The sequence below is a fragment of the Lentzea sp. NPDC058450 genome (assembly GCF_042721395.1).
GTDB lineage: Bacteria > Actinomycetota > Actinomycetes > Mycobacteriales > Pseudonocardiaceae > Lentzea.
In genome coordinates this window covers 804,098-830,114 of the sequence record NZ_JBHXLO010000001.1, presented here as the reverse complement: position 1 = coordinate 830,114, position 26,017 = coordinate 804,098, and the positions used below count along the sequence as shown (strand labels likewise).

At 73.7% G+C, this 26,017-nt stretch carries 23 protein-coding genes; 20 read left to right on the top strand and 3 right to left on the bottom strand.

Annotated elements, in window-relative coordinates; translation table 11 throughout:
• The first annotated feature begins 7 nt into the window (after positions 1-7).
• From ACFWNN_RS03680 to ACFWNN_RS03605, 16 genes are all read left to right on the top strand, one after another.
• Complete coding sequence (locus ACFWNN_RS03680) at positions 8-2,494, top strand: alpha/beta fold hydrolase (protein WP_382438269.1); 2,487 nt, start codon at positions 8-10, stop codon at positions 2,492-2,494.
• Between the two features lie 87 nt (positions 2,495-2,581).
• A complete protein-coding gene (locus ACFWNN_RS03675) occupies positions 2,582-3,412 on the top strand; it encodes a glycosyltransferase family 2 protein (protein WP_382438268.1) in 831 nt (276 codons plus the stop codon).
• A 4-nt stretch (positions 3,413-3,416) separates the two neighbouring features.
• On the top strand, positions 3,417-4,385 hold the full coding sequence (locus tag ACFWNN_RS03670; RefSeq protein ID WP_382438267.1) for a glycosyltransferase family 2 protein: 969 nt from the start codon (positions 3,417-3,419) through the stop codon (positions 4,383-4,385).
• The gene (locus ACFWNN_RS03665) at positions 4,382-5,623 is read left to right on the top strand and encodes a lipopolysaccharide biosynthesis protein (RefSeq protein ID WP_382438266.1); all 1,242 of its coding nucleotides are present in this window, start codon (positions 4,382-4,384) and stop codon (positions 5,621-5,623) included. The genes ACFWNN_RS03670 and ACFWNN_RS03665 overlap by 4 nt, the downstream gene beginning before the upstream one ends.
• Positions 5,620-6,480, top strand: coding sequence for a glycosyltransferase family 2 protein (locus ACFWNN_RS03660; protein ID WP_382438265.1), 861 nt, complete (start codon positions 5,620-5,622; stop codon positions 6,478-6,480). Before ACFWNN_RS03665 ends, ACFWNN_RS03660 begins: the two co-directional genes overlap by 4 nt.
• 36 nt (positions 6,481-6,516) lie before the next feature.
• The gene (locus ACFWNN_RS03655) at positions 6,517-8,691 is read left to right on the top strand and encodes a glycosyltransferase family 2 protein (RefSeq protein WP_382438264.1); all 2,175 of its coding nucleotides are present in this window, start codon (positions 6,517-6,519) and stop codon (positions 8,689-8,691) included.
• A complete protein-coding gene (locus tag ACFWNN_RS03650) occupies positions 8,688-10,892 on the top strand; it encodes a hypothetical protein (RefSeq protein WP_382438263.1) in 2,205 nt (734 codons plus the stop codon). Before ACFWNN_RS03655 ends, ACFWNN_RS03650 begins: the two co-directional genes overlap by 4 nt.
• The gene (locus ACFWNN_RS03645) at positions 10,892-11,185 is read left to right on the top strand and encodes a hypothetical protein (protein WP_382438262.1); all 294 of its coding nucleotides are present in this window, start codon (positions 10,892-10,894) and stop codon (positions 11,183-11,185) included. Before ACFWNN_RS03650 ends, ACFWNN_RS03645 begins: the two co-directional genes overlap by 1 nt.
• Entirely contained in the window at positions 11,182-11,925 is a 744-nt protein-coding gene (locus ACFWNN_RS03640) for a family 16 glycosylhydrolase (protein ID WP_382438261.1), read from the top strand. The genes ACFWNN_RS03645 and ACFWNN_RS03640 overlap by 4 nt, the downstream gene beginning before the upstream one ends.
• Before the next feature lie 73 nt (positions 11,926-11,998).
• Positions 11,999-14,011: a YncE family protein gene (locus ACFWNN_RS03635; RefSeq protein WP_382438260.1), complete on the top strand. Its 2,013-nt coding sequence runs from the start codon at positions 11,999-12,001 to the stop codon at positions 14,009-14,011.
• 2 nt (positions 14,012-14,013) lie between these two features.
• Positions 14,014-15,075 carry a hypothetical protein gene (locus ACFWNN_RS03630; RefSeq protein ID WP_382438259.1) on the top strand — a complete coding sequence of 354 codons (1,062 nt, stop codon included), beginning with the start codon at positions 14,014-14,016 and terminating at the stop codon, positions 15,073-15,075.
• Positions 15,068-16,042, top strand: a complete 975-nt coding sequence (locus tag ACFWNN_RS03625; RefSeq protein ID WP_382438258.1) for an ABC transporter substrate-binding protein — start codon at positions 15,068-15,070, stop codon at positions 16,040-16,042. Before ACFWNN_RS03630 ends, ACFWNN_RS03625 begins: the two co-directional genes overlap by 8 nt.
• Positions 16,039-17,106, top strand: coding sequence for a hypothetical protein (locus ACFWNN_RS03620; protein WP_382438257.1), 1,068 nt, complete (start codon positions 16,039-16,041; stop codon positions 17,104-17,106). The genes ACFWNN_RS03625 and ACFWNN_RS03620 overlap by 4 nt, the downstream gene beginning before the upstream one ends.
• Positions 17,106-17,810 (top strand): hypothetical protein, encoded by a 705-nt coding sequence (locus ACFWNN_RS03615; RefSeq protein WP_382438256.1) that lies wholly within the window; start codon positions 17,106-17,108, stop codon positions 17,808-17,810. The genes ACFWNN_RS03620 and ACFWNN_RS03615 overlap by 1 nt, the downstream gene beginning before the upstream one ends.
• On the top strand, positions 17,807-18,799 hold the full coding sequence (locus ACFWNN_RS03610) for a FecCD family ABC transporter permease (RefSeq protein WP_382438255.1): 993 nt from the start codon (positions 17,807-17,809) through the stop codon (positions 18,797-18,799). Before ACFWNN_RS03615 ends, ACFWNN_RS03610 begins: the two co-directional genes overlap by 4 nt.
• Entirely contained in the window at positions 18,796-19,830 is a 1,035-nt protein-coding gene (locus ACFWNN_RS03605) for a FecCD family ABC transporter permease (RefSeq protein ID WP_382438254.1), read from the top strand. The genes ACFWNN_RS03610 and ACFWNN_RS03605 overlap by 4 nt, the downstream gene beginning before the upstream one ends.
• A 2-nt stretch (positions 19,831-19,832) precedes the next feature.
• On the opposite strand, the gene ACFWNN_RS03600 is transcribed toward ACFWNN_RS03605, so the two are convergent.
• Positions 19,833-20,486: a FadR/GntR family transcriptional regulator gene (locus ACFWNN_RS03600; protein WP_382438253.1), complete on the bottom strand. Its 654-nt coding sequence runs from the start codon at positions 20,484-20,486 to the stop codon at positions 19,833-19,835.
• A 44-nt stretch (positions 20,487-20,530) separates the two neighbouring features.
• Between ACFWNN_RS03600 and ACFWNN_RS03595 the strand changes: the two genes are divergently transcribed.
• Together ACFWNN_RS03595 and ACFWNN_RS03590 are read left to right on the top strand one after the other, a co-directional pair.
• Positions 20,531-21,814, top strand: coding sequence for an enterochelin esterase domain-containing protein (locus ACFWNN_RS03595; protein ID WP_382438252.1), 1,284 nt, complete (start codon positions 20,531-20,533; stop codon positions 21,812-21,814).
• Positions 21,811-22,329 (top strand): DoxX family membrane protein, encoded by a 519-nt coding sequence (locus ACFWNN_RS03590; RefSeq protein WP_382438251.1) that lies wholly within the window; start codon positions 21,811-21,813, stop codon positions 22,327-22,329. Before ACFWNN_RS03595 ends, ACFWNN_RS03590 begins: the two co-directional genes overlap by 4 nt.
• Before the next feature lie 6 nt (positions 22,330-22,335).
• Here ACFWNN_RS03590 and entS read toward each other — a convergent pair whose 3' ends face one another.
• Complete coding sequence (gene entS / locus ACFWNN_RS03585) at positions 22,336-23,607, bottom strand: enterobactin transporter EntS (protein WP_382438250.1); 1,272 nt, start codon at positions 23,605-23,607, stop codon at positions 22,336-22,338.
• A gap of 99 nt (positions 23,608-23,706) precedes the next feature.
• Here entS and ACFWNN_RS03580 point away from each other — a divergent pair, with 99 nt between their 5' ends.
• Both ACFWNN_RS03580 and ACFWNN_RS03575 read left to right on the top strand, forming a co-directional pair.
• Positions 23,707-24,810 carry an isochorismate synthase MenF gene (locus tag ACFWNN_RS03580; RefSeq protein ID WP_382438249.1) on the top strand — a complete coding sequence of 368 codons (1,104 nt, stop codon included), beginning with the start codon at positions 23,707-23,709 and terminating at the stop codon, positions 24,808-24,810.
• Positions 24,807-25,034, top strand: a complete 228-nt coding sequence (locus tag ACFWNN_RS03575; protein ID WP_382438248.1) for a phosphopantetheine-binding protein — start codon at positions 24,807-24,809, stop codon at positions 25,032-25,034. Before ACFWNN_RS03580 ends, ACFWNN_RS03575 begins: the two co-directional genes overlap by 4 nt.
• Here the strand turns inward: ACFWNN_RS03575 and ACFWNN_RS03570 are convergent.
• Positions 25,031-26,014 (bottom strand): 3-deoxy-7-phosphoheptulonate synthase, encoded by a 984-nt coding sequence (locus tag ACFWNN_RS03570; RefSeq protein ID WP_382438247.1) that lies wholly within the window; start codon positions 26,012-26,014, stop codon positions 25,031-25,033. The genes ACFWNN_RS03575 and ACFWNN_RS03570 overlap by 4 nt on opposite strands.
• Positions 26,015-26,017: the final 3 nt, after the last annotated feature.

Sequence of the window (26,017 nt, the reverse complement as noted above, 5' to 3'; positions counted from 1 at the left end):
CCCCGACATGTCACTCACGCAGGAACTCGTCCGTCCCGCCGCGCTGGTCGTCCCCGGACCGCACGACTCGATCGCACAGCGCCTGAGCGAAGTGGCCGCGGTGATCCCCGCGGACCTGGCCGCCGCGTCGGACGGCCAGCGCTACACCTACGCCGAGCTCGACCGCACCGCACGGGTGTGGGCGCGTTCCCTGGTGGCGCACAACGCCGACCTCGCCGAGGGCACGCCGGTCGCGCTCGACCTGGAGCCGTCCGCGAGCTGCCTCGTGGGGCTGATCGCCGTGATGCTCTCCGGCAGACCGGTCATCCCGCTCGACCCGATGCTCCCGCAGGCACGGGTGGAGCAGATCCTCGACGCGTCCGGCGCCCGCAGGCTCAGCGTCTCGGCGCTGGACCGGCTGCCGCGCGCGGAGACCGCCGTGCTGCCCGAGTGCGGGCCGGACGACCCCGCCGTGATCTTCTACACCTCGGGCTCCACCGGACGTCCTAAGGGCCTCGCGCACTCGCACGCCGCGTGGCTCAACGTCGCCTACCTGACCAGGGAGGCGATGCTGTTGCGCGAGGACGAACGGCACGCGCTCGTGGTCCCCGTCAGCTACGGCGTCGGCCTCGACGTGCTGTTCACCGCCCTGCTCAACGGCACGTCCGTGCACGTCCGCGACCCGCGCACGCAGGGCATCGACGGCATCGGCGGCTGGCTCGCCGAGCACGGCGTCACCGCGCTGCACGCCACGCCGTCGCTGCTCGTGTCCATCTTGGACACTCTCCGGCCGGACGAGGTGCTGAAGGGCGTCCGCACCGTGTCGACGTGCGGCGAGGCCATCCACTCGGCCGTCGTGCGCCGGCTCCGCGAGCACCTGGCGCCGGACGCCACGTACGTCAACTGGTGCGGCGCGTCCGAGGTCGGGCCGATCGCCCACTTCCGCCTCGACCCCGGCGCCGAGGTGCCGTCCGGGATCGTCCCGGTCGGGCACGCGGCGGCGAACAAGACGGTGGAGCTGCTGGACGGCGACGGGCGCCCGGTCGGGCCCGAGACCACCGGCGAGGTCGTGATCACGTCCCGCTACCTGTCGCTGGGCTACCACAACGACCCCGCCGCCACGGCGACCCGGTTCACCGCCAACGCCGACGGCACCACCAGCTACCGGGGCGGCGACCTCGGCCGCTGGGACGCCGAGGGCAGGCTGCACCTGCGCGGCCGGGCGGACGCGGCGCTCAAGATCGGCGGCTACCTCGTCGAACCGGCCGAGGTGGAGGCGGCGCTGCTGGATCTGCCCCAGGTCAAGGAGGCGGTCGTGCTCGCCACCACGCGGCCGGGCGAGGGAGTGCCGAAGCCGGAGCTCACGGCCTACGTCGTCCCGGTCGCCGCCGAACGCGCCCCGGCACCCGTCCTGCTGCGGCGCGCGTTGCGGGAACGGCTGCCGTCGTGGATGGTGCCGTCCGAAGTCGTGCTGCTGAGCGAACTCCCGCGCACCGAACGCGCCAAAGTGGACCGTCAGGCACTGCCGGAGCCGGGGCGGCGGCCGCCGTTCCGCGCGCCGTCCGGGCGCGCGGAGGAGATGATCGCGGAGATCTGGTGCCGGGTCCTCGGCGTGGCCGAGGTGTCCGCCGCCGACGACTTCTGGCTGCTCGGCGCGGACTCGCTGACCGTGGTGGAGATGTTCGCGGCGGTGCGGCGGGCCACGGGCGTGAAGCTCACCTCGGCCGACCTGGCGGACGCGCCGACGATCACCGACCTGGCCGTGCTGCTGGAGGGACGCAGGACCAGGCCGCTGCCGCCGACGTGCGTGCGGCTGCGTTCCGGTGACACGGCGCCCGCCGTGTTCGGGTTCGCGGGCGGTGGCGCGTCCGGGCTCTCGCTGCTGTCGCTGGCGCTCGGGTTGCCGGAAGGGCCTGCCGTGCACGCGTTCCACGCGAGCGGGTACGACGCCAGGGCGTTCTCGGACTGGAGCTTCGGCGCGATGGTGGCACGGCATCTGCGCACGATCCGGGAGCTCGCGCCGACCGGCCCGTACGTCCTCGTCGGACACTCGTTCGGCGGGCTGCTCGCGCTGGAGACCGCCCGGCGCCTGACCGACGCGGGCAAGGCCGTGCCGCTGGTGGCGCTGCTCGACACCAGGCTGCCCGGAGCGTTGCGGCAGCGGTTCTCCCGGGACGGTGGCGCACCGGCCGCGCCGCCGTCGTTCGGGCAGCGGATGGCGATGCACGCGCGGCTGCTCGGTGCCGGGCTCGTGGGCTACGAGCCGCCGGTGCGGGACGCGGTGTTCTGGGAGCAGAGCCTGCGGCTGGCCAACCGGCACCGGTTCGCGCCGTGGTCCGGCCGGACGCTGCTGTTCACCGCCGAGGACAACACGGACGACCCGGCGGGCTGGGCGTCGGTGCTGACCGGGTCGCACGAGGTGATCCCGGTGGCGGGCGGGCACTCCGCCATCCTGCGGCCGCCGTTCCACCGGGTGGTGGCCGAGCGGATCGCGGAGGAGCTCGACGGTCTGTGACCTGACCGACTGATGTGCGCGAAGGGGTGGACATCGCCCCTTCGCTATATAAGGTAAGCCTACCTTTCATCAGACAAAGTCGCGGGAATGGGGACTGCCGTGCTGGGACGTGTGGAAGACCTCGGGGCGAGACGGGGCACCAGGCCGCGGGAGCCCCGGATCAGCGTGATCGTTCCGGCGCGCAACGAGGCGCGCAACCTCGAACTGATCCTGCCCGCGCTGCCGTCGGTGCACGAGGTGATCGTGGTCGAGGGCTCGTCGCACGACGACACGATCCCGACCGTGCGGCGGATCCTCCCGTTCGCGCGGCTGATCCGGCAGACCCGGCGCGGCAAGGGCAACGCGCTCGTGTGCGGCTTCACCGAGGCGACCGGGGACATCGTGGTGATGTTCGACGCGGACGGCAGCGCGGACGCCGCCGAGATCCCGGCGTTCGTCGAGGCGCTCGTCGCGGGCGCGGACTTCGCCAAGGGCAGCAGGGTGTGCCAGGGCGGCGGCAGCGAGGACCTGACGTTCCTGCGGTCGTTCGGCAACCGGATGCTGACCCTCGTCACCAACGTGCTGTTCCGCACCCGCTACACCGATCTCTGCTACGGCTACAACGCTTTCTGGGTCGACGTGCTGCCCCGGCTGAACCTCCCCGACCCCGAGCCCGCCGGTGACGAGATGCGCTGGGGCGACGGGTTCGAGATCGAGACCGTGCTCAACACCCGCGTTGCCGCGGCCGGTCTGCGGGTCGCGGAGGTGCCGAGCGTGGAACGCCTGCGCGTGCACGGCGCCAGCAACCTGCACGCCGTGCGCGACGGGTTCCGGGTGCTGGGCACGATCCTGTCCGAGTGGCGCGGGCGGGCCAGGCTCGCCACGGTCGCCACCACGCGCCCGGTCTCGCGGACCCGTTCGCTCGACCTGGCCGGCTGAGCGCGTGTCGTCGGTGTCGGTCGTCATCCCCGTGTTCAACGGGGCCGGTGTGGTCGGGCAGTGCGTCGCTTCGGTTGCGGCGCAACGGCTCCGGCCCGCCGAGGTGATCGTCGTCGACGACGGCAGCACGGACGGGTCGGCCGCCGTGGCGCGCGATGCGTTGCGTGCCAGTGGGATTCCGTTCACGGTCGTCGAGCACGGCCGCAACCGAGGGGTCGCGGCGGCGCGCAACACCGGGCTCGCCGCCTGCACGAGCGAGTGGGTGTGGTTCGTGGACAGCGACGACGCCGCCGATCCCCGGTTGCTGGCGGCGCTGGTCGTGGCCGCCGGGGCCGCGCGGGCGGACGTCGCCGCGTGCCGGACCCGGCGGGTGGACGAGGCCGGCGCGGTGCTCGGCGTCGAGGAGGGGCCCTGGCCTGGTTCCTGGGTGCCGGGGCCGGTCGCCGCGCGGTGGTTGCTGTCGAACCGGATGCGCGCGTACGTCTGCACGAAGCTCTTCCGGCGGGAGTTGTTGCCGGAGCGGTGGTTTCCCGACCGCCCGGCGCACGAGGACTTCCGGCCGGTGCTCGGTGTGCTGCTCGCCGCCGAGCGCGTCGCGTTGGTGGACGAGCCGCTCTACGACTACACCGTGCGGCCCGGGTCGCTGTCGGAGTCGTTCGGGGAGAACGTCTTCGGGCTGCTGGAGGTCGCCGACGAGGTCGGCGCGGACCTGCGCGCCGCTGGTCTCGCCCGGTCGTGGGCCGATGACTACCTGACCTACCGCTATCTCAACGCCGTGCTGCCGCTGGCCAACACGGCGTTGCGGGCCGGTCCGTCGCCGTTGGGGGACCACGCGGTCCGGCTCGCGCGCGGCCGCACGGCCTGGGGTGACGTGGTGCGGCTGGGGTTGCGCGGGCGGTGGCGGCTGGCCGCGGCCGCCGGGGTGCTGAAGGCGGCCCCGCGCGCCTACTCCGCTGTGCTGGCCCGGCGATGACCGCGCTGCGCACCCGAGGTGCGATGGAGACCAGCGCGGCGCTGCTGATGGGCTCGTCGGTGCTGACCGGCCTGCTCGGGGTGGCCTACTGGATCATCGCCGAGCAGCTGTTCCCGACCGAGTCCGTCGGGCGGGCGTCCGCGGTGATCTCGACGGCGACGATGCTGAGTTCGTTGGCCTGCCTGTCTTTCGGTGGTAGCTACCAGCGTTTTCTGCCGGCGGCGGGGAGTCTCGCCGGGCGGTTGGTCGGGGGCGGGCTGGCGATCAGCGCGGTGACCGCGGTGGTCTTCGGGGCGGGGTTCGTCGCGCTCGGGATCGCCGGCGAACGGATGTTCCAGTCCACTGTGGAGCGCTGGGTGTTCCCGTTGGTGGTGCTCGTGTTCACCGCCTACGCGTTGCTCGACCCCGTGCTGACCGGACTGCGCCGGGCGGGCGCGGTGGCGGTCAAGAACGTGTCCGTGTCGGTGGTGAAGATCCTGCCGTTGCCGTTGCTGGCCTTCACGGCGAGCGGGTTCGCGCTGACCACGTCTTGGGCGGTGGTGTCGGCCGTGATCACGCTCGTGATCGTGGCCGGACCGTTGCGGCGCGGGCTCGCGGCGCACGCTTCGGTGGCGCCCGAGCTGCCTCCGGTGCGGCAGCTGTGGGAGTTCCAAGGCGCCTCGTTCGCGATGACGGTCGTGCTCACCGCGACGCCGTTGTGCCTGCCGCTGATCGTCCTGGCGCAGCTGGGACCGGAGAACTCGGCCTACTACAACCTGGTCGCCGCGCTGAGCACGGCTGCGGGGATGTTGCGGGCGAACGTGCTGGCGTCGTACGTGGTCGAGGCCTCGGTGCCGGGCGCCGACCGTCCGGCGCTGACCCGGCGGATGGTGCGGCTGATGGCGGGCGTGTGCGCGTTGACGGCCGTGGGTTTCGCGACGGCCGGGCCGGTGTTGCTGCACCTCGTCGGGCCCGGCTACGCGGAGGCCGCGGTGCCGCTGGTGCTGGTGCTCGCGGCGGAGGCGCTGGTGGCGGGCGTGGTCGCGGTGTACGCGGCGGTGGCGCAGGTCGTGCGGCGGTTGCGGCTGCTCGTGTCGGTGCAGGTGCTGATCGTCGCGGGCACGGTCGGGGGCGCGGCCGCGCTGGTGGGGGAGTGGGGGCTGACCGGGGTGGGCATCGCCGGGTTCGCCTCGAACGCCCTGGCCGTCGTGCTGCTCTTCGTGCCGCTGCGGGCGTTGCTGCGGGACGTGACCCGATGACGCCGCGGGTCAGCGTGCTGATGCCGGTGCACAACGGTGCCGCGCACATCGCGGCGGCCGTGCGCAGCGTGCTCGCGCAGACCTACCGCGACTTCGAGTTGGTCGTGGTCGACGACGGCAGCACCGATGAGTCCGTCGCCGTCGTGGAGCGGCTCGTCGACGCGCGGGTGCGGGTGGTGCGGCGGGAGAAGGCGGGCATCGTCGGCGCGTTGAACGCCGGACTGGACGAGGTGCGCGGCGAGTTCGTCGCCCGGTTCGACGCCGACGACCTGATGGCGCCCGAACGGCTCGCGCGGCAGGTCGCGTTCCTCGACGCACGGCCCGGTGTGGTCGCGTGCGGTACCGCGTACGCCGAGTTCGGGGCGGGGTCGGCCGTGGTGCGGATGCCCCGGTCCGCCGCCGCCTGTCGGGCGCGGCTCGCGTTCGGCACGTGCGTGGCGCACAGTGCGGCGACGATCCGCACTCGCGCACTGGAGAACGTGCGATACCGCCCGGAGTACGAGTTCGCCGAGGACTACCGGTTGTTCAGCGAGCTCAGTGAGATCGGTGACCTCGCGAACCTCCCGTACGTCGGTCTGCACTACCGGACCCACGCCGCGCAGATCAGTGCGGCGCGGGCGGCGACGCAGCGCGCGCTGACCGTCCGCATCGCCGCCGAGAACCTCGCCCGTGCGGGCGTTTCCACTGGTGAGGACGTGCTCGCCGGGGTGATCTGGCCGGGGGCGTTCGGGCGCTACCTGACCGTGCAGACGCCTCGTGCGCTGGCGCTGGGCGCACGCGCCGGCGGGGTCGCGGGAGCGGTCGACGCGCTGCGGTTCGCCAGGGAGCGACTCAACACGGCGCTGAGGTCAGGTTAGGCTTGCCTAAATCGGACATTGAAGGGTGATTCGGAGATGAGCGGTGTCGGGTTGGCGGTCGTGGTGTGCGTGCACACCGCGCGACGGCTGCCTCTGATCCGGCGCGTCCTCGCGGTGCTCGCCGAGCAGGCGCGGCCGGAGGACGAGGTCGTCGTGGTCGTGGACCACAACGAGGAGCTGCGCGCGGAGCTGGTCGCCGGGTACCCGGACGTGCGGATCGTGGCGAACACCGGTCGCCGCGGGCTGTCCGACGCGCGCAACACCGGCATCGCCGCGACCACCGCGCCGGTGCTCGTCTTCGTGGACGACGACGCGGTGCCGCGCGATGGCTGGATGTCGTCGTGGCGCTCGGTGTTCGCCGATGCCGCGCTCATGCTCGCCGGGGGAGCGGTCGAGGCGGACTGGGAACGGGCGCGGCCGCGCTGGTTCCCGGCGGAGTACGGCTGGGTCGTCGGCTGCGACTACACCGGCATCGCCGCGGACGGCGCGGTCATCCGCAACCCGATCGGCGCGAACATGGCCGTGCGGCGGGCGGCGTTGCACGAGGTCGGGCTGTTCAGCACCGAGCTCGGCCGGGTCGGCGGGCTGCCGGCCGGGTGCGAGGAGACCGAACTCGGCGTGCGCGTCGGCCGTGCGTTCGGCGCCTCGTCGGTGCGGCGGCACGTGGCTCCGGTCGTGGACCACCACGTGCCCGCGTCGCGCGGGTCGGTGCGGTACTTCGTGTCGCGCTGCCACCACGAGGGCCGGTCGAAGGCCGCGCTGAGCCGGATCGCGTCCGGCAACGTGCTCGGCACCGAACGCCGCTACGTCGTGCACACCCTCGGCGGCGGAGCGGTGCGGCACCTCGGCGCGTTGCTGCGAGGCGATTTCTTTGGTCCGGCGCGGGCGTTCATGCTCGTGGCGGGGTTCGTCGCGACCGTGCTCGGCTACGTGCTCGGGCGGCTGTCCGGCGGGCCGTCGCTGCCGCCGGTACCGGTGGTGGACCTGGAGCTCGCGGGGTCCGGGGACGGCCCGCTGCCGGTGCCGATCGGACCGGCGTCGGTGCTCGTGCGGGTGCGCGGTCTGCCCGTGGGCAGGGTGGAGGCGCGGCAGGCCGACGTCGGGAGGTGCGTGCTGGCCGCGTTGACCGGCGACCTCGCACCCGCGCTGGACCGCCACCTGCGGCGGGCGGGCGTGGAGGAGGCCGCCGACCCGGTGGCCGCGGCGCGCCGGCTGACCGTCGTGGCGCCCGCTCCCGTGGACGCCGAGCTGGTGAGCGTCGTCGTGTGCACGCTGGGCCGGCAGGCGATGCTGCGCGAGACCGTCGCCGCGATCCTCGCCCAGACGCACGGCCCCCTCGACCTGGTGATCGTCGACAACGACCCGGAGTCCGGCCGCACCGCCGCGCTGCTGTCCGATGTGGACGATCCGCGGGTGCGGCTGGTGACCGAGCCCGTGCGCGGCCTGTCCCGTGCCCGCAACACCGGCCTGGCCGCCGTGCGCGGTGCGCTGGTGGCGTTCACCGACGACGACGCCGTGCCCGACGTGCACTGGATCGCCGAACTGGTGGCGGGTTTCGCGCACTCGCCGGCGATCGGCTGCGTCACGGGCCTGGTGACCCCGGCCGACCTGTCGACCCGCTGGGCCCAGCTGTTCGAGGAGTACGGCGCCTTCGACAAGGGCTACCGGCCGCTGCAGTGGTCGCTGGGCCCGGTGCCCGCGATCGCCGAACCGGGCCCGCGCGGCCCGTTGTTCCCGTACGCGGGCGGCGACTACGGCTCCGGCAACAACATGGCGTTCCGCGTCCCGGTGCTGCGCGCGGCCGGCGGCTTCGACACGGCCCTGGGCGCCGGCCGCCCGACCCGCGGCGGCGAGGACCTGGACGCGTTCGCCGCGGTGCTCCTGGCGGGCCACGCCGTCCTCTACACGCCGGACGCGCTGGTGCGGCACCACCACCGCGACACCGGACCCGAACTGCGCCGCCAACTCTACGGCTACGGCACGGGAATGGCCGCGGTGGTGGCCAAGCGCCTGGTGTCGAGCCCGCAGGCGGCCCGCCGGATGCTCACGGCCGCACCGTCGGCCCTGGGCGTCCTGCTGCGCCCGGACTCGCGCAAGAACAAGAAGCGCTCGCGCCGCTTCCCCCTCGGCCTGATCGCCGTGGAGCTGCTGGGGTACGTGACCGGCCCGGTGCTGCTGGCCCGCAGCAGGCTCGCGGACCGGTCGCGGTGACCGCCCGGCTCTGGGCGTTGGGGCTGGCCGCGCTGGTCGCGGTGCTGGTCCCGGTGCTGGCGCTCGTCGAGGCGCACTCGCCGGTGCGGGTGATGGTGGCGGTGGTGTTCGTGGTGCTGGTGCCGGGTGTGCCGGTGGTGCTGGCGCTCGACCTGCCGGACGGGCGGGTGACGGCGGTGCTCGCGGTGTGCGTGTCGGTGTCGGCGTTGCTGCTCGGGGGAGCCGCGGGGGCGTTGCTCGGGCGGTGGGATCCGGTGGGCACGGTGATGGTGATCGCGGCGGTGGGGTTGCTGGCGACGCCGCTGGGGCTGCGGGCCGTGCTGCGTCGGCCGGTGCCCGCCAGAACCGGTGCCGGGGTGGCCTCAGAGGAACGGGCGGTGGAGCGGGAAGCCGAGACCGGGGAGAAAGGTTCGGGCGGTCGGGAAGTGACCGTCCGTGCCCTGCCTCGCGTCGCCGGCCTCGCCCTCGTCGCCGCCTCCCTCACCCTGTGGTGGGTCTCCACCCGGCAGCTCGACACGAGCGCGGCCGGTCTCGGCGGGGCCGCCCTCATCGCCCCCGTCACCTACTGGCTCGCGCTGGCGCTCCTGGCCGGCGTGCTCGCGTGGTCGTTGCTGCGCAAAGAACTCGACCACGTCGTCCTGGCCGCCGCCTGCACGGCGCTCGCCGTGTGCGCCTACCTGTTCACGTCGGTCGCCGACGGTGCGGGAGGGGTCGGCGCGGGCTGGGTGCACGTCGGGTTCACCGACCTCGTCACGCGCACCGGCACGTTCGCCACCGGCATCGACGCCCGCTTCTCCTGGCCGGGCTTCCTCGGTGGCCTCTCGATCCTCGTCACGGCGGCGGGCCTCGCGGACGCCGCGCCGCTGCTGCTGCTCGCCCCGGCCTTCTACGCCGTGCTGGCGATGCCCGCGTTGTGGTTGATCGCCAAGGTGATCAGCGGGAACGCCCGGACGGCGTGGCTCGCCGTGGTGTTGTGGCTGTGCTTCAACTGGTACCAGCAGGACTACCTGTCCGCGCAGGCGACCGGGTTCGTGCTCTACGCCGGGGTGCTCGCGGTGTTGCTGTGGGCGTTCGACGTCGCGGACGTGCCTGCGGTGCGCGGGCGCCGGGCGTTGCGGTGGGTGCGGGCCGCTCGCCGGATTCCCGGACGGCCGGGGGTCGGCGGCGGGGTGGTGGTCGCGCTGGAAGTGCTGCTGTTGCTGGTGATCGTCGCGTTGGTGCTGAGTCATCAGCTCACGCCGATCGCGCTCGGGGCGGCGCTGCTGTGGTTCACCGTGGCGGGGGCCACCCGGTGGCGGTCGTTGTGGCTGGTGACGGCGGCGCTGGTGGTCGGCTGGTTCTCGTACGGCGCGGTGGGGTTCTGGCGCGGGCACCTGGCCGGGTTGCTCGGGGATCTCGGCGGGGTCGGCGCGTCGGTCAGCAGTGGCGTGAGTGAACGGCTGGTCGGTGATCCCGTTTACCAGCAGCTGCAGTTCAGCCGGATCGGGTGGACCGGGCTGCTCGGGCTCGTTGCCGTCGCCGGGTGGTTTCTGGTGCGGCGCACCAAGGGCGCCGTGCTGTGGGCCGGGCTGGCGGCCGCGCCGTTCGCGTTGCTCGGGGTCCAGTCGTACGGCGGTGAGGTCGTGATCCGGTGTGCGCTGTACGCCGGGCCGGTGCTGGCGCCGTTGGCGGCCGTCGCGCTCGTCCGGGCCGGGAGCGCGGTCCGGAATGCCGTGGGGGAGAAGAGGTTCAGCGCACGGGTGACGGTCGCCGCGGCGACGGCGTTCGTGCTGTTCGTGGCGATGAGCGTGCTCACGCTCACGCGCGGGCTCAACACGTCGTTCGAACACGTGTCGGCGGCCGAGGTCGACGCCGCGCGCACCCTGCTGCGGCTCGCGCCGGACGGAGCCACCGTCGCGAGCGGTGGTGAGGTCGGGCCGTTGCCGCTCGGGCGGGTGGGGGAGGTGCGCACGGTGCCGTTGGTGCCGCGCGACTGCACCGGGCTTCCGCCCGACTGCCTGAGAACCGCGCTCGCCAACGGAGGTCCTGACTTCATCTACGTGACCCAGGGACAGGAGGCGCTCGGCCGGTTGCTGCGGATGGCGCCGCCCGGCTGGACCGGCGAACTGGTGGACGTCGCGCTGGACTCGGGCGACTACGAGACCGTGGTGCGGACCGAGAAGGCGACCGTGCTGCGCCGGATCGGCGGTGGTGCGCCGTGATGGAGAGCCTGCTCGCCTCGGGAGTCTTCGCCTGGCTGCTCGTGGCGGTCGTCGTGCTCGCGGTCGTCGCCGGGGTGCTGCGCGAGTCGTGGCTGGGCGCGGACGGCACCAACGACCCGGTCGTCTCGCTGCGGCTGGCGGAGAAACGGGGCCGGCGCTGGAGTCTGCGCACCGCGCGCACGATCGTGACGGTGCTGCTGGCCGTCTGCGTCACCACCCTGCTCGTCACCACCGCGATGCGCTTCGCCATGCTGTCCGACCAGCCTCCGCCGCCGGGGGTGACGCAGCAGTGAAACGCGCGATCGTCTTGCTGTGTCTCGCACTCGTCGCCTGCACGACTCCGGGCCCGCCCGCCGTCGACGGCTACGAGCTCGTGTTTGCCGACGACTTCGACCGCACCGAGCTCGGCGACAAGTTCACCGCGTACTCGGGACAACCCGGTGGCGACCCGTACAGCCGCTGGCACCCCGACCACGTCAAGGTCAGGGACGGCAAGCTCGTGCTGGAGGGCTACCGGCGCGACGGCGCCTGGACCACCGGCGGGGTCTCGAACTGGCCCGTCACCCAGACCTACGGCCGCTGGGAGGTCCGGTTCCGCGCCGACCCCAGCGACGAGATCACCTACCACTTCCTGCTGTGGCCCCAACGGGAGCAGTGGCCGCCCGAGATCGACTTCGCCGAGGACTTCGGAGGTGATCGCAAGGGCCTCGCCGCCTTCCTGCACTGGAAGGAGGACGGCGAGAACCGCAAGCAGCAGCGCGACCTCAAGGACGTCGACTTCACGCGGTGGCACACGGTCGGCGTCGAGTGGACGCCCGGCGAGGTGCGGTTCCTCCTCGACGGCGAGGAGTGGGATCGCATCACAGGGGACGTGGTCCCCGACGAGCCGATGTGGCTCGGCCTGCAGGCCCAGTCGGGCGGCTGCCAGCGCAAACGCGACTTCGGGTTCCCCGACTGCCCGATCGTCGGCGTGCCGGACCGGGCCGATGTGGAGATCGACCGGGTCGCGGTCTACCGCAAGCTGTTGAGTTAATGTCAGACAATGCTTAGGCGCGCCTAACCGGCCGCAGTGGCCGGATCGAGAAGCGGAGAGGGAACCCCCGCTGATGAAGACGAGAACCTGGACGCGTGGCGTGGTGCGGCGCACAGCCGCAGCCGCGGCGGCCGTCACGCTGGTAGCGGGCGGCCTGGCCGTCGTGACCGCCCAGTCCGCCGCCGCGGCCACGTACACCAGTCCGACCGACCCGACCGTCACCTACACCGTGCCCACCGAGGTCGAACTCGGTGCCGCGATCGAACTGTCCGGCACCGGCTGGAAGACCGCCAACGGCTCGGCGGGCTCGATCCTCGCGGTCAAGCTCGACGAGGGCGCGGTGTCGACCAAGCGCGACGTGACGCACCCCGTCACGGGTGCGGTGCAGGCCAACAAGACGATCTACGCGGTCGTCGCGGCGGCAGCGGACGGCACGTGGAGCGCGCGGCTGGACTTCCCCGACCTCACCAACTCCACCGCGGAGTGGGCCGTCGGCCAGAAGCACAGCGTTCGCTTCCTGACCGGCAGCATGACGGCGGGGGACGCGCCGCGTTCGCTCGGCGCCGAGTTCACGGTCACCGAGAAGAAGACGCCGACCGAACGCACGTTCACGGTCGACAAGGTCCGCGGTGGCATGGGCCAGTACCAGATCGCGTACTCCGCGAGGAACGACGTGTTCTGGGTGACCCAGGCCGGTCCGCCGCCCGTGCAGACCTCCCGGTTGCTCAAGGTCGACCCCGACACCCTCGCGGTGCTGGAGTCGTACCGGGTGCCGTGGGACGACGCGTCGTCCACTGTGGAGGCCGTGTACGGCCTGGACGTCGACGACGAGCGCAACACCGTCTGGGTCACCTCGACCAGGCTGAACCGCGTCGCCGTCTACGACCAGGCGACCGGTGCGCACGTCAAGACGTTCCAGGACGTCAACCACGGCCGTGAGGCTCTGGTCGACTCCGCCACCGACACCGTGTTCGTGAGTGCCGTGTACGGCAAGTACATCGCGCGCTTCAACGCGGTGACGCAGGAACGGGGCGAGAACATCGCGCTCACCGGTCAGCCGATGGCGATCGACCTGGACGCGAGCACCGGCACGCTCTACGCCGCGCTGCTCGACACCAACCAGGTCGCGGCGATCAGCACGACCACCAGTCAGGTCACCTACCACGCGCTTCCGGGTGCCCGCAGGGCTTCCGGCGTCGCGGTCGGTGGCGGTCGCGTGTACGTGGCGAACCAGGACTCGGCGGACGTGACGGTGCTCGACGCCGCCACGGGTGCCCACGTCACCAGCATTCCGACCGGGTCCGGCGCGCTCGGGGTGGACGTGGACGAGCGGAACAAGCTCGCCTACGTCACGAACTTCTTCGCCAACACGGTGAGCATCATCGACACGACCACGAACGCGGTCGTGCACACCGTGCAGGACGAACACCCCAACTTCGTGACCGTCCTCGACGGCAAGGGTTATGTGGTCGACCGGGGCACGTATGGCAGCCAGCCGCACGACTCCCTGCTCCGCATCACCCCGTCCGGCGGCGGGAACCCCGGACCCGGCCCTGGTCCTGGCCCCGGTCCCGGCCCGGATCCCGTGGGTGACGCGGGCATTCCCGTGACGGTCACCGTGCCGGAGCAGGACCCCGGTCAGCCGGTCGGCGCGCTGACGCTCACCGTCGACCCCGCCTCGTCCGTCGCGCTCACGCGTGGCGGTGCGGCGGGACGGCTGGAGTTCGTCGGGGCGCTGCCGTCGGTGCGGGTGGACGACAACCGCGGCGAGGTCGCCGGCGGCTGGGCGGTGTCCGCGCAGAGCAGCGGGTTCGCCTCCGACGGCGCCACGATCGACGCCGGGCACCTCGGCTGGACCCCGCGCGTGCTGACGCCGCGCGACGGTCTGCTGCCCGGTGTCGCCGTCGCCGGTCTGCTGGACGGCGGCGCGGGTCTCAAGTCGCCGTCGGCCCTGGCCACGGCGAGTGCGGCAGGACGAGCGGGAACCGCCCAGCTGGGCGCGGACCTGCGGTTGTCCGTGCCGTCGAACACGGGTGCGGGCACCTACCGCGCCACGGTGACCGTCTCGCTGTTCCCGGTCGACTGACCGTGCACGAGACGGCTTCTCCGTCCGGTGGCCGCGACTTCGGTCGTGGCCACCGGCCTCGTCGTGCACTGGCCGTGCTGCTCGCGGCGCTGTGGCTGTTCACCGCCGCGCCCGCGATCGCCCAGCCCGCACAGGTCACCTGGTCCGTCACGCCGTCCAAAGAGGACGGTTCGGCGGACGGCAGGGTGTCGTTCCGCTACGACCTCGCCGGTGGCCGTTCGGTCGACGACCACGTCACCGTCACCAACCTCGGCGCCGCGCCGGCGTCCTTCCGCCTGTACTCCAGCGACGGCGTCACCACCGACGAGGGCGTGTTCGACCTCCTCACCGGGGACCGCGCGCCCGCCGACTCCGGTGCGTGGATCGAGCTCGGCGTGTCCGAGCTGACGCTCGGCGCGGGGGAGAAGCGCACCGTGCCGTTCACCCTCACCGTGCCCGCCGGCGCCAAACCCGGTGACCACCCGGCGGGCATCGTCGCCGCGCTGGCCGCGTCCGGTGACCAGGTCGGCGTCGAACGCCGCATCGGCGCCCGCGTGCACCTGCGCGTGGACGGCGAGGTCACCGCACGGCTGGAGGTCGCCGAGCTCGACGCCGACTACGCGGGCGGCTGGGAACCGGGCGCGACCGGGCCGCTGACCGTCCGGTTCGACGTCGTCAACACCGGCAACGTCCGGCTCGGCGGGCGTGCCTCGGTGCGGGTCGCCGGGCCGTTCGGCACGAGCGAGCGGGTGGTGCAGGTCGGCGACCTCCCGGAGATCCTGCCCGGCTTCCGCTACCGCGCGATCACCCGCCTGGAGAACGTGCCCGCGCTCTTCGCACTGTCCACTTCGGCCTCGGTCGACCCCGTGGTCCTGGGCGCGGACGAGCTGCCAGCACGACCCGAGGGCGTCGGTGCCGACCTGCGCACGTGGGCGATGCCGTGGCTGTGGACCGTGATCGGCCTGGGTGCCGTGGCGGTGGCGACCGCCATCGCGCTCAACGCCGGACGGCACCGGCGCAGGCTCGCCGCCGCCGTCGCGGAAGCCCGCGCCGAGGGCGTCAAGGAAGGAGCGGGTCGTGCTTAGCAGGTTGCTCGCCGGACTGGCCGTCGTCGCGGTGCTCTCGGGGTGCGCCGCGCCGCAGCAGGGTCCGGCCGCGCCGACGCGGACCGTCGTCGACATCGAGGGCACCTCGGTGCAGGTGCCTGTCTCGCCGCAGCGGGTCGTCGTGCTGAGCGAACCGACCCTCGACGGTGCCCTCGCCCTCGGCGTGCGACCGGTCGGCGCCACGTCCGGGCGGGGCCAGGCGGGTCTGCCCGGGTACCTGGCGGACGTGAGCGGGGGCATCCCGGTGCTCGGCACCGTCGCCCAGCCGAACTTCGAGGCGATCGGCAAGGCCAGGCCGGACCTGATCCTGGTCGACGGCAGCTCGATCAACAACAACCCACCGGTGATCGAGCTGCTGCGCAAGATCGCGCCCACGGCGTACGTCGGGCACGCCGGCGGCGACTGGCGCACGACCTTCACCCACCTGTCCGACGCGCTGAACAAGGTGGAGGAGGGCAGGAAGGTGCTCGCGGACTACGACCGCGCGGTGGCCGACGCCTCCGCCGCCGTGGGCGACCGTTCCGGCGAGACGTTCTCGATCGTGCGCTGGCAGGGCTCGTCCGCCGCGCTGATCCTGAAGGAGCTGCCTCCCGGCGTGGCGCTGACGGACCTCGAGCTCCGCCGCCCGCCCGCGCAGGACCGCGTCGGCCGCGGGCACAGCGAACCCGTGTCGCTGGAGAACATCGAGGACGTCGACGCCGACTGGATGTTCTTCGGCACGCTCGGCGGCTCGTCGGTCGGCAACCCCGGCGCGGGCGGGACGTCCGATGTGGACGGTGCGAGGGCGGCGCTGGAGCAGGCGCGCGCGGTGCCGGGGTTCGCGGACCTCGTGGCCAACCGGAAGAACCAGGTCGTGCTGGTGGACGGCTCGCTGTGGACGTCCACGGGCGGGCCGCTGCTGATGAACCGGATCGTGAACGACGTGCGGAAGGCGCTGGGCGCATGAGAGTGATCGCAGGGGCCGCGCTGGCGGCCGTGGTGCTGGGGCTGGGGACGCCGGCGGTGGCGCAGCAGACCGGAACGGGCCTGCCGGGCACGGTGACGCCCGGAACGGTGGAGGGCGGGACGAAGACCGCGGTCGTGCCATCGAGCGGTGCGCCGGCACCTTCCTCCGCTCCGCTCTCCTCTCCCGCGGCGCCCCCTCCTGCCGCGCGAGCGGCTCAGCAGGCGTGTGGCGCGGCCACCGTCCAGGTCCCGCCGTCCGCGACCATCGGCGGCACCCTGCGGCTCACCGGGTCCGGCTGGTGCAACCCCACCGGCGGCGGCTCGGCCATCGCCGTGAAGATCGACGACGGTGCCGTCAGCCACCTCGCGGGCCAGGGCGTGCACGCGAACCTCACCATCTGGCAGATCGTGAACGCCGCCGCCGACGGTTCCCTCGACGCGACGATCACGTTGCCCACCAACGCGAATTCGGCCCCGGCGTTCGCGGCGGGCGCGCACAGGCTGCGCCTGCTCACCGGCACGCTCGCCCCCGGCGACACCCCGCGCTCCGTGGAGAGCGGCGAGTTCACCGTGACCGGCGGCGACACCCCGGCCCCGCCCGGACCGGGCAAGCCCGCCGGTGTGCCCGACCCGCTGGACACGACCGAGGACCTGACCGAGGCCGCGCGCGGCGGGGTCACGGCGACGCTGACCGTCGGCTCGCTGAAGGTCACGACCCCGGCGGCGGCCGCGGGGGACTGGGTCTTCCTGTACGTGCACGACCCGTCACCGCGCCCGGTCACGTGGCTCGCCGCCGACGCGGCCAAGTCCGTCACGACGTCCGTGGCCGGACTCGCGTTGCCGGTGGGAGCGCACAAGGTCGCCGTGCTCGACCGCACCGGCAAGCTGCTCGGCTGGGACGACGTGACCGTCGCGGCAGGCTCGACCGGCTCGACCGGACGTGAGCTCGCGGCGACCGGGGCGCCCACGCGGCTCGTGCTGGGCACCGCCGTGCTGCTGCTGGCGTTCGGCGGGGTGTTCTACGTCGCCGCGACCACGCGTCCTCGCCGGGAAGGTGGTTCCTGATGAGAGTCCTGCTGGCCCTGGCCGCCACGGTGCTGCTGGCGAGCCCCGCGCTCGCCGTGCCCCCGGACGGCGCCTCACCGGACACCCCCGGCACGACCGCGACCGTCTCGCCGCGCTCGGCCGCGCCGGGGCAGCGGATCACGTTCACGCTCGGCGGGTTCCCGGCGGGCGAGATCGTCAGCGTCAAGATCGACGACGGCAGGTACTGCGAGGCCTCGGCGGTGCACGGCGCCTGTGTCGTGCACAAGCAGAAGGTCACCGCCAACGGCACGGTGACGGGCGAGATCCCGTTGCCCGCCGACCTGCCCGCGGGGCAGCACTGGCTGCGTTTCCTCGCCTCCCAACCGATTCTGGACGGCCAGGGCAACCAGCAGGGCGTGCGCGGGTTCACCTCGCGCGGCCAGTCCGACTTCACGCTGGCCACGCCCCAGGCCCCCGTCGCGCCGCCGCCGACGCAGGCACCCGCCCCGACCACGGCCGCCCCGGCGCCGACGTCCGCCGCGCCACCGGCGACCACCACCACGCCGGCCGAGGCGGTGGCCACGACGGTGGAAAGCTCGGTGCCCCAACCGGTTCCGGTCGCGCAGCAGTCGTCACTGTCCGGCGTCATGGTGTGGGTGCTCGGCGGCGCGGGCGTGATCGCGGTGCTCGCGGTCGCGTTGGTGCTGCTCGCCCGCAGGCGCCCGCCGGAGCACGAGGGATGAGACCCGCCACCGCCACGCTCGCCCTGAGCGGCACCGGACTGCTCGTCGCCGGTGTCGCGGTGAGCCTCGCGGTGGGGTCGAACCCGGTGCCGCTCGGCGACGTGCTCGCGGCGCTGACCGACCCCGCCCATCCCGCCGCCGGAATCGTGGTGGAGCAACGGGTTCCGCGCACGGTCCTGGCGGTGCTGCTCGGTGCCGCGCTGGCCGCGGCGGGCGCGCTGATGCAGTCGCTCACCCGCAACCCGTTGGCGGATCCCGGAATCCTCGGCATCAACGCGGGTGCGGCGCTGGCCGTGGTGCTGGCCGTCTCGGTCACCGGCGTGACCGGGGTCTGGTTCTACCTGTGGTTCGCGTTCGCCGGAGCCGCGGCCGCCGCCGTGGTCGTGCACCTGCTGGGCGCGGCGGGAGGGTTCTCCACGCCCGGACGGCTCGCGCTCGCGGGCGTGGCGATCAGCGCGGCGGCGGGATCGCTGGTGCAGACGGTGATCCTCGCCGACCAGGCCGCGCTCGACGAGTTCCGCTTCTGGGCCACGGGATCCCTGGAGGGACGACGCTGGGAGATCATCGCCGCCACCGGGCCGTTCCTCGCGGCCGGACTGGTCGCCGGGCTGGTGTGCGCGCCCGCGTTGAACGCGCTGGCGCTCGGCGACGACGCGGCCGCCTCGCTCGGCGTGCGCGCGAGAGAGGTGCGGGCGGGCACGATGCTCGCGGTGACGTTGCTGTGCGGCGCGGCCACGGCGGCGGCGGGCCCGATCGGGTTCGTCGGGCTGGGCGTGCCGTTTCTCGTGCGCGCGCTCGTCGGGCCGGACCTGCGCAGGGTGCTCGGCTGGTCGCTGGTGGCCGGGCCGGCACTGATGCTGTTCGCCGACACCGCCGGACGGCTGGTCGGGGGAGGCCGGGCCGAGCTCGGGGTCGGCGTCGTGACGGCGTTGCTGGGGGCGCCGGTGTTCGTGGCGCTCGTGCGCCGGAGGACGGCGGTGGGCGTGTGAGGGCGCCAGTGGTCGTCCAGACCGGGCCCGTCGTCATCCGGGTCCGCGTGCGAGCCGTGCTGGGCGTGTCGGCCCTGGTCGTGGCCTGTGCTCTCGTCGCGGCGCTGGGCGTCGTGACCGGCGACTACCCGGACACCGTCGCCGGATCGTTCGCCGCGCTGCTCGGCAGTGCCGACGATCCGCTGGCCTCGGTGTTCGTGGTCGACGTGCGGCTGCCCCGGATCGTCGCGGCCGCCGCGGTCGGTGCGGCGCTCGGGATGTCCGGGGCCGTGTTCCAGGTGGTGTCCGGCAACCCGCTGGGCAGCCCGGACATCACCGGCTTCACGGCCGGCTCGGCCACGGGCGCGCTCGTCGCGATCATCGTGTTCGGCGGCTCGCCCACGACGGTCGCGTCCGGAGCGGTCGCGGGCGGGGTCGCCGTCGCGGTGCTGATCTACCTGCTGGCCCGGCGGGGCGGGGTGACCGGGCACCGGATCGTGCTGGTGGGCGTCGGCGTCGGCGCGGCACTGGCCGCCGTGAACTCGATGCTGCTGGTGCGCGCCTCGCTCGGGGCCGCGCAGACGGCGGCGCAGTGGCTCGCCGGATCGCTCAACGGCATGACGTGGGACCGGGTCTGGCCGACCCTGCTCGGGGTCGGCGCGCTGATCCCCGTCGCGTTCGCGTTGTCGCGGTCGCTGTCGTTGCTGTCGATGGGAGACGACATCGCGACGGGACTGGGCGGCAGGCCGGCCCGGACGCGGGTGGGTGCCATCGCGGTCGCCGTGGGACTGGTGTCGATCGCGTGCGCGGCGGCCGGGCCGGTGGCGTTCGTGGCCCTCGCGGCACCGCAGCTCGCGGCACGGCTGGTGCGCACGACCGGCGCCGGGCTGACCGGGGCCGCCGCGATGGGCGCGTTGCTGGTGCTGGCGGGGGACCGGATCGCGCAGGACCTGCTCAGCCCCGTGCAGCTGCCGGTCGGTGTCGTCACCGGGTCGGTCGGCGGCCTGTACCTGGCGTGGCTGCTCGCCCGGCAACGGAGGGTGCGGCGATGAGGTCAGTCCGGCAGGCGGAAGTCGCGGTCGACGTGGAACGCGGCCGCCTCGCGCGCACCCTGCACGTCGCCTTCGGTGATCGCCTCCAGCAGCCGCGCGTGGTCGGCGTCGCGCTCGCTCTTCGGGCCCGGCACCAGCTTTCCGCGCCACAGCACCGCGATCACGCTCTCGAACATCTCGGTCAGCAGCGGGTTGCCCGCCGCCCGGAAGACGTCGGCGTGGAACGAGCCGGGCGACTGCGGGTTGCCGGGGCTCGCGGGTGCGGGCCGCAGGTCGGGCCGGTCACCCGAGGCCGACTTGCGCAGCCGCGCCAGGTCCTCCTCGGAGCAGTTGGCCGCCGCGAGACCGCTCGCCTCGACCTCCAGCGCCCGGCGCAGGCCGACGACGTCCATCACCGGCTGCTGCTCCAGGTAGTCGCGCAGCACCACGTTGATCGCGTTGCGGGACCGCACGAACGTGCCCCGGCCCGGCGCGCTCTCCAGCATCCCGTTGTTGACCATCACCTTGGTGGCCTCGCGGATGGTGCTGCGGCCCACGCCGAGCGACTCCGAGAGCTCGACCTCGGTGGGAATGCGCGAGTTGAGCGGCCAGGTGCCGTCCTGGATCTGCGACTTGATCCACTCGGAGATCTCCTCCGACCGCGGTCTGCGTGGCATCTGCTCAGGCCCGTCCGAACACGCCGACAGCCGTCGGACCGATCATGAAAGTCTCTCTTCGCGCCATGGACCACGTCTCCTCGTCAGCGTATCAGCGCCCGGCTTTCGCGCGGTCCGAACCGGTCGAGCGCACCACCAGCCCGCGGGTCGCCGCGCTGGTGGCGGATCCGCGTTCGGCACCGGAGTTCTGGGAGGCCGCCGAACGCGACGGCACCCCGCTGGTCGAACCCGATCCGCTGGGCGACCCGAGAAGGCGCGCCGTCACGTTCCTGTGGCGCGACCACCTCGTCGACGGGTGGCCCGCCCGCTTCGTCCTCCTGCACGCCAACAAGTTCACCGACTACGACGAGCTGGCGTCGTGCGCGCTGGACCGCGTCCCGGGCACCGACGTCTGGTGCGCGACGTTCCGGCTGCCGTCGGACTGGCGCTGCGGCTACCGGTTCGGCCCGCTGCCCGCTCCGCCGCACCTCGGCGGACGGTCGCGCCGCGACGAGCTGATGCGCCACTCCGAGCCGGATCCGTTGGCGCGCAACGCGATGGTGGGACGGCAGAGCGGCACGGTCACGTCCGTCGCCGAGCTCGACGACGCGCCGGAGCAGCACTGGGTGGACGCCGACCCCGATCCGCGGCGCTGCCACGAACTCGCCGTACCGGGCTCGCATCCGGTGTGGTTGCACAGGTCCGCGCGCAAGGCGGCCGGGGTCCTGGTGCTGCTGGACGGCCACACGTGGGCGGCGGAGCACCCGATCCGGCCCGTGCTCGACGCCGCGGAGGCCTCGGCGGTGCTGCCGCCTCTCGACGTGCTCCTGGTCGGCACCTCGCCCGCAGGCAGGCTCGCCGACCTCGGGTGCAACCCGGCACTGCCGGACCACCTCGCCGACGTGGTGCTGCCGTCGGCGGCGATGCGGTACGGGCGTGACCGCACGATCGTTGCGGGACAGAGCTTCGGCGGACTGGCCGCCGTCCACACCGGACTGTCCAGGCCGGACGTCTTCGGCGCCGTGCTCGCCCAGTCCGGTTCGTTCTGGTTCCGCGCCGGCGAGTGGCTGCGCGACCTGCCGGGCGCCGAGCCCGTCCGGGTCGCGTTGCAGGTCGGCACCCAGGAGTGGGGGATGGGACCGGTCACGCGGGACACGCGGTCCGCACTGGCGGACCGCGGACACGAGGTGACGTTGCGGGAGTACTGCGCCGGCCACGACAAGGTCAGCTGGCGCGGGGGACTCGTGGACGGCCTGGCCGAACTGGCGTCCGCCTGGTGGGCGCCACGCCAAAGTGAGAAACCGAACGTCAGACCCCTGAACCGAATCCCTGTGGAGGAGCTGCCATGACCACGACCGCGCTCGACAGACCCGCCGTGTCCACCCGTCCCGCCGCCGTCCTGCTCGGCCTGGTCCGGATCGTGTTCGGCTGGGTGATGCTGTGGGCGGGGCTGGACAAGGTGTTCGGCCTGGGCTTCGCCACACCGGCGGAGCGTTCCGTGCTGTCCGGCGTCTCGCCGACGAAGGGCTACCTCGGCAACCTGGACGGTCCCGCCGCGGCCGTGATGGGACCGCTGGCCGGCAACGTGGTGGTCGACGTCCTGTTCGTCGGCGGCCTCGTGCTCGGCGGGCTGGCGCTGCTGCTCGGCGTCGCGACGCGGGTCGCGGGCATCGGTGCCGCGCTGATCTTCGCGCCGCTGTGGTTCACCTCGTTGCCGCTCGCCAACAACCCGGTCGTCGACCAGCACCTCGTCTACGTCCTGGTCGGGCTGCTGCTCGCGTTCACCCCGTCCGGCACCGCACTGGGGCTGGGCGCGGTGTGGGCGCGGCTCCCGTTCGTGCGCGACCACGCCTGGTTGCGCTGAGGGTTCTCATCGTGCGGGCGCGGGGTCCGGCAGGTCGCCGGACCCCGCGTCGCGCAGGCTCGCCTGGCGCAGGGCGGGGGAGCCGGCTGCCAGTCCGGCCGCGCTCACCGCGCACACCGCCCCGCCCGCGACCAGTGCCGCGACCGGCCCGACGGCGCGCGCGAGCAGACCCGCCTCGAAGTTGCCGAGCGCCGGTCCGATGTTGGTCTGGGCGAGCCACAGGCTGCTGACCCGCCCCTGCAGGTGGTCAGGGGTGTGGTGCTGCAACAGGGACCGGCGCAGGATCTCCGACGTCGTGTCGGCCGCGCCCAGCACGGCGAGGCACGCGAGCGCGGCCCACAGCACCCCGGCGCTCAGCCCGAAACCCATGACCGCGAGGCCGCCGGCGATCGTCGCGCCGACCAGGAACCGCCCGGTGCGCCGCACGCGTCCGGTCCACCCGCTCGCCACGGCCGCCACCAGCGCACCGGCGGCGGGCGCGGCGTAGAGCAGACCCGCCACCCCAGGGCTGCCGTTGAACGTGCGCTCGGCGAGTTCGGGGAAGAGCGCGAACGGCGTGGCGAACAGGGCGATGCACAGGTCGATCAGCAGCAGGCCGGTGATCACCCTGCTGCCCAGCGCGAACCGCAGTCCCTCGGTGATCGACCGCAACGGCCGCGACGGCGGAGGCCCGGTCCGCGGCAGCGGGCGGACCAGGGCGACGAGCGAGGTAGTGACGAGCGTGGCCGCGGCGGCGAGCAGGTAGTTGGCGGTGAAGCCGAACGCGGCGATGAGCACGCCTCCCAGCGACGGCCCGGCGATCGCGCCCAGTTCGGCGGTGATGGCCATCAACGCCCCGGCGGCCGCGAGCTGGTCCCGGCCGACCAGGGCCGGGGTCGCCGCCATCAACGCTGTGGCGCTCAGCCCGGCCAGCACGCTGTTCGCCGCCACGCAGACGTAGATCGCCCACAGCTGGGGGGAGTCGGCGACGGCGTTGAGGGCGAGCGCCAGGAACACCGGCACGGAACCGCCGCGCGCCCAGACGATCAGGCGCCGCCGGTCCACCCGGTCCGCCAGCGCGCCGCCCGCCAGCGTGCCCGCGAGCATCGGCACGACGATCGCCACGCTCACCAGCGACACCTGCAGCGACGACCCGGTCAGCCGGTACACCTGCACCGGGACCGCCACCGCCGTGAACCCGATCCCGAACAACGACACCAGCCGCGCCAGGAAGAGGTAGCGGAAGTCGCGGCTCTCCCGCAGCGGGCGGACGTCCAGGACCAGGTCCCCCAGGCGCATGTGGTCTCTCTCCGCAGTGAGGCCAGAGACCTCGCCAATTCCGTTATAGGTAGCCTACCCTTTGTCTGACATTTGCCGCACTGCTGATCGGAGCCGCCGGTGCTCGTCGCCGAGTCCTCTGCCGCCGTGGCGCCCGAGTGCGCCTACCGCGCCGGCGACTTCCTGCTGACCACGCCGGGCGGCGTGCTGGTCGCGGACGGGCCGGGAGCCGCGCTCGACCTTCCCGCCGCCCGCGCCGCGCTGGCCCGCCCGGACGCCGTGGTGGTCGGCGCGTTGCCGTTCCGGCCCGACGTGCCCGCACGGCTCATGGTCCCGTCCGCGGTGCACCGAAGACCGCCGCTCACGCTGTCGGCGGCTCCCGCCGGAGGCCGGTGGTCGGTGCGGCACGACGGGGCGGCCGCGTATGTCGAGGCCGTCCGCCGCGCGCTGACGAGCATCGCCGCCGGAGCCGTGGACAAGGTCGTGCTGGCCCGGTGCCTGGACCTGGTCGCGGACGACCCCGTGGACGTCGGCCGGCTGGTCGCCGCCCTGTCCGCGCGGGATCCGCACGGCTACACGTTCGCCACCGGCGCCGGGGGCCGCACACTCGTCGGCACCAGTCCCGAACTGCTGGTGAGCCGCCGGGGTGACCGGGTGACGTCGAACCCGCTGGCGGGATCGCGCCCCCGCGGCACCGACCCCGCGACGGACGGCCGCAACGCCACCCAGCTGCTGCGCTCGGCCAAGGACCGCCGCGAACACGCGATGGTGGTGACGGCCGTGGCGGACGCGCTGGCCCCGCTGTGCCGCGACCTCGTCGTGCCCGCCGACCCGGAGCTGCTGCCGACCCGGTCGATGTGGCACCTCTCGACCCGCGTCACGGGCACCGTGCGCGACCGTGACGCCACGGCGCTCGACCTCGCGGTGGCCCTGCACCCGACGCCGGCGGTGTGCGGCACTCCCGCCGCCGCGGCGCGGGCGTTGATCGGCGAGCTGGAACCGTTCGACCGCGGTTGCTACACCGGCGCGGTCGGCTGGACCGATCACCGCGGCGACGGGGAGTGGGTCGTGGCGATCCGGTGCGGCGAGGTGGACGGCACCGCGGTGCGCCTGTTCGCCGGCGCGGGAGTGGTGGCCGGGTCGGTGCCGGAGGCGGAACTGGCCGAGACCACCGCGAAGTTCGCGACCCTGCTGGGCGCGCTGGGACTGGAGGAGCGGCAGTGACCACGACGGACCGCCTGCGCGGGCAGGTCGCCGCGCTGCTGGAGATCCCGCCCGGCGACATCGGCGACGACGACAACCTGCTCGACCACGGCCTGGACTCCATGCGGCTGATGGCGCTCGCGGACGTGTTGCGCGGCCAAGGGAGTTCGGTGTCCTTCATGGAGCTGATGGAGGACCCGACCGTCGGGTCGTGGAGCCGGCTGCTCGCCGGCTCACCCGGCTAGCGGTGGGCGCGGGCCAGGAGCTCCAGCAGCGGCACCGTCCGCGTCCAGCCCAGGCAGGCGTCGGTCAGGCTCAGGTCGGGCCGCAGCGGCTCGTCCTGCCTGCCGTCGGCCAGGTAGGACTCGATCATCACCCCGGCGATGTCCGCGCCGTCCGCGATCTGCGCCGCGAGGTCCTCGACCACGGCGGGCTGCCGGTCGTGGTCCTTGCCGCTGTTGCCGTGCGACGCGTCGACCACGAGCCTCGCCGGCAGTCCCGCGTCGGTGAGCGCTCGCGTGGCCGCGGCGATCTCCGGCGCCCGGTAGTTGGGCGTCCGGCCGCCGCGCAGCACGAGGTGCGCGTCGGGATTTCCGGTGCTGCGCAACGTGGTCAGCCTGCCGTCGTGGCCGATCCCGGCGAACGCGTGCGGCAGTCGTGCCGCGCGCACGGCCGCGACGGCGGTGCCGAGGTCGCCGGACACGCAGTTCTTGAGCCCCACCGGCATCGGCAGCCACGACGTCAGGTGCCGGTGCGGCTGCGAGGCCACCGTGCGGGCGCCGATCGCGCCCCAGCTGACCAGGTCGGCCACGTGGTGCGCGAGCATCGGGTCGACGAACTCGTACGCCAGCGGCAGCCCGGTGGCCGCCGCGTCGGCGAGGAAGGCACGGCCCCGCCGCACTCCGGACGCGATGTCCCCCTTGCCGTCCAGCGACGGATCGGTGAGGAGCCCGGTCCAGCCCGCCACGGTGCGCGGCTTCTCCAGGTAGGCGCGCAGGACGATCACCAGGTCGTCCCGCAGCCGTTCGGCCTCCCGCGCCAGCCGGTGCGCGTACTCCAGCGCGGCATCGGTGTCGTGCACGGAACACGGCCCGACCACGACCAGCAGTCGAGGATCTCGTCCAGAGACCACGTCGGACACCACTTCGCGGTGCCGTGCCACAGCCTGCGGCGCGGGATGGGCGAGGGCCAGGTCGGCGGGGGAGGGGAGGACGTCCACGGGCATCGG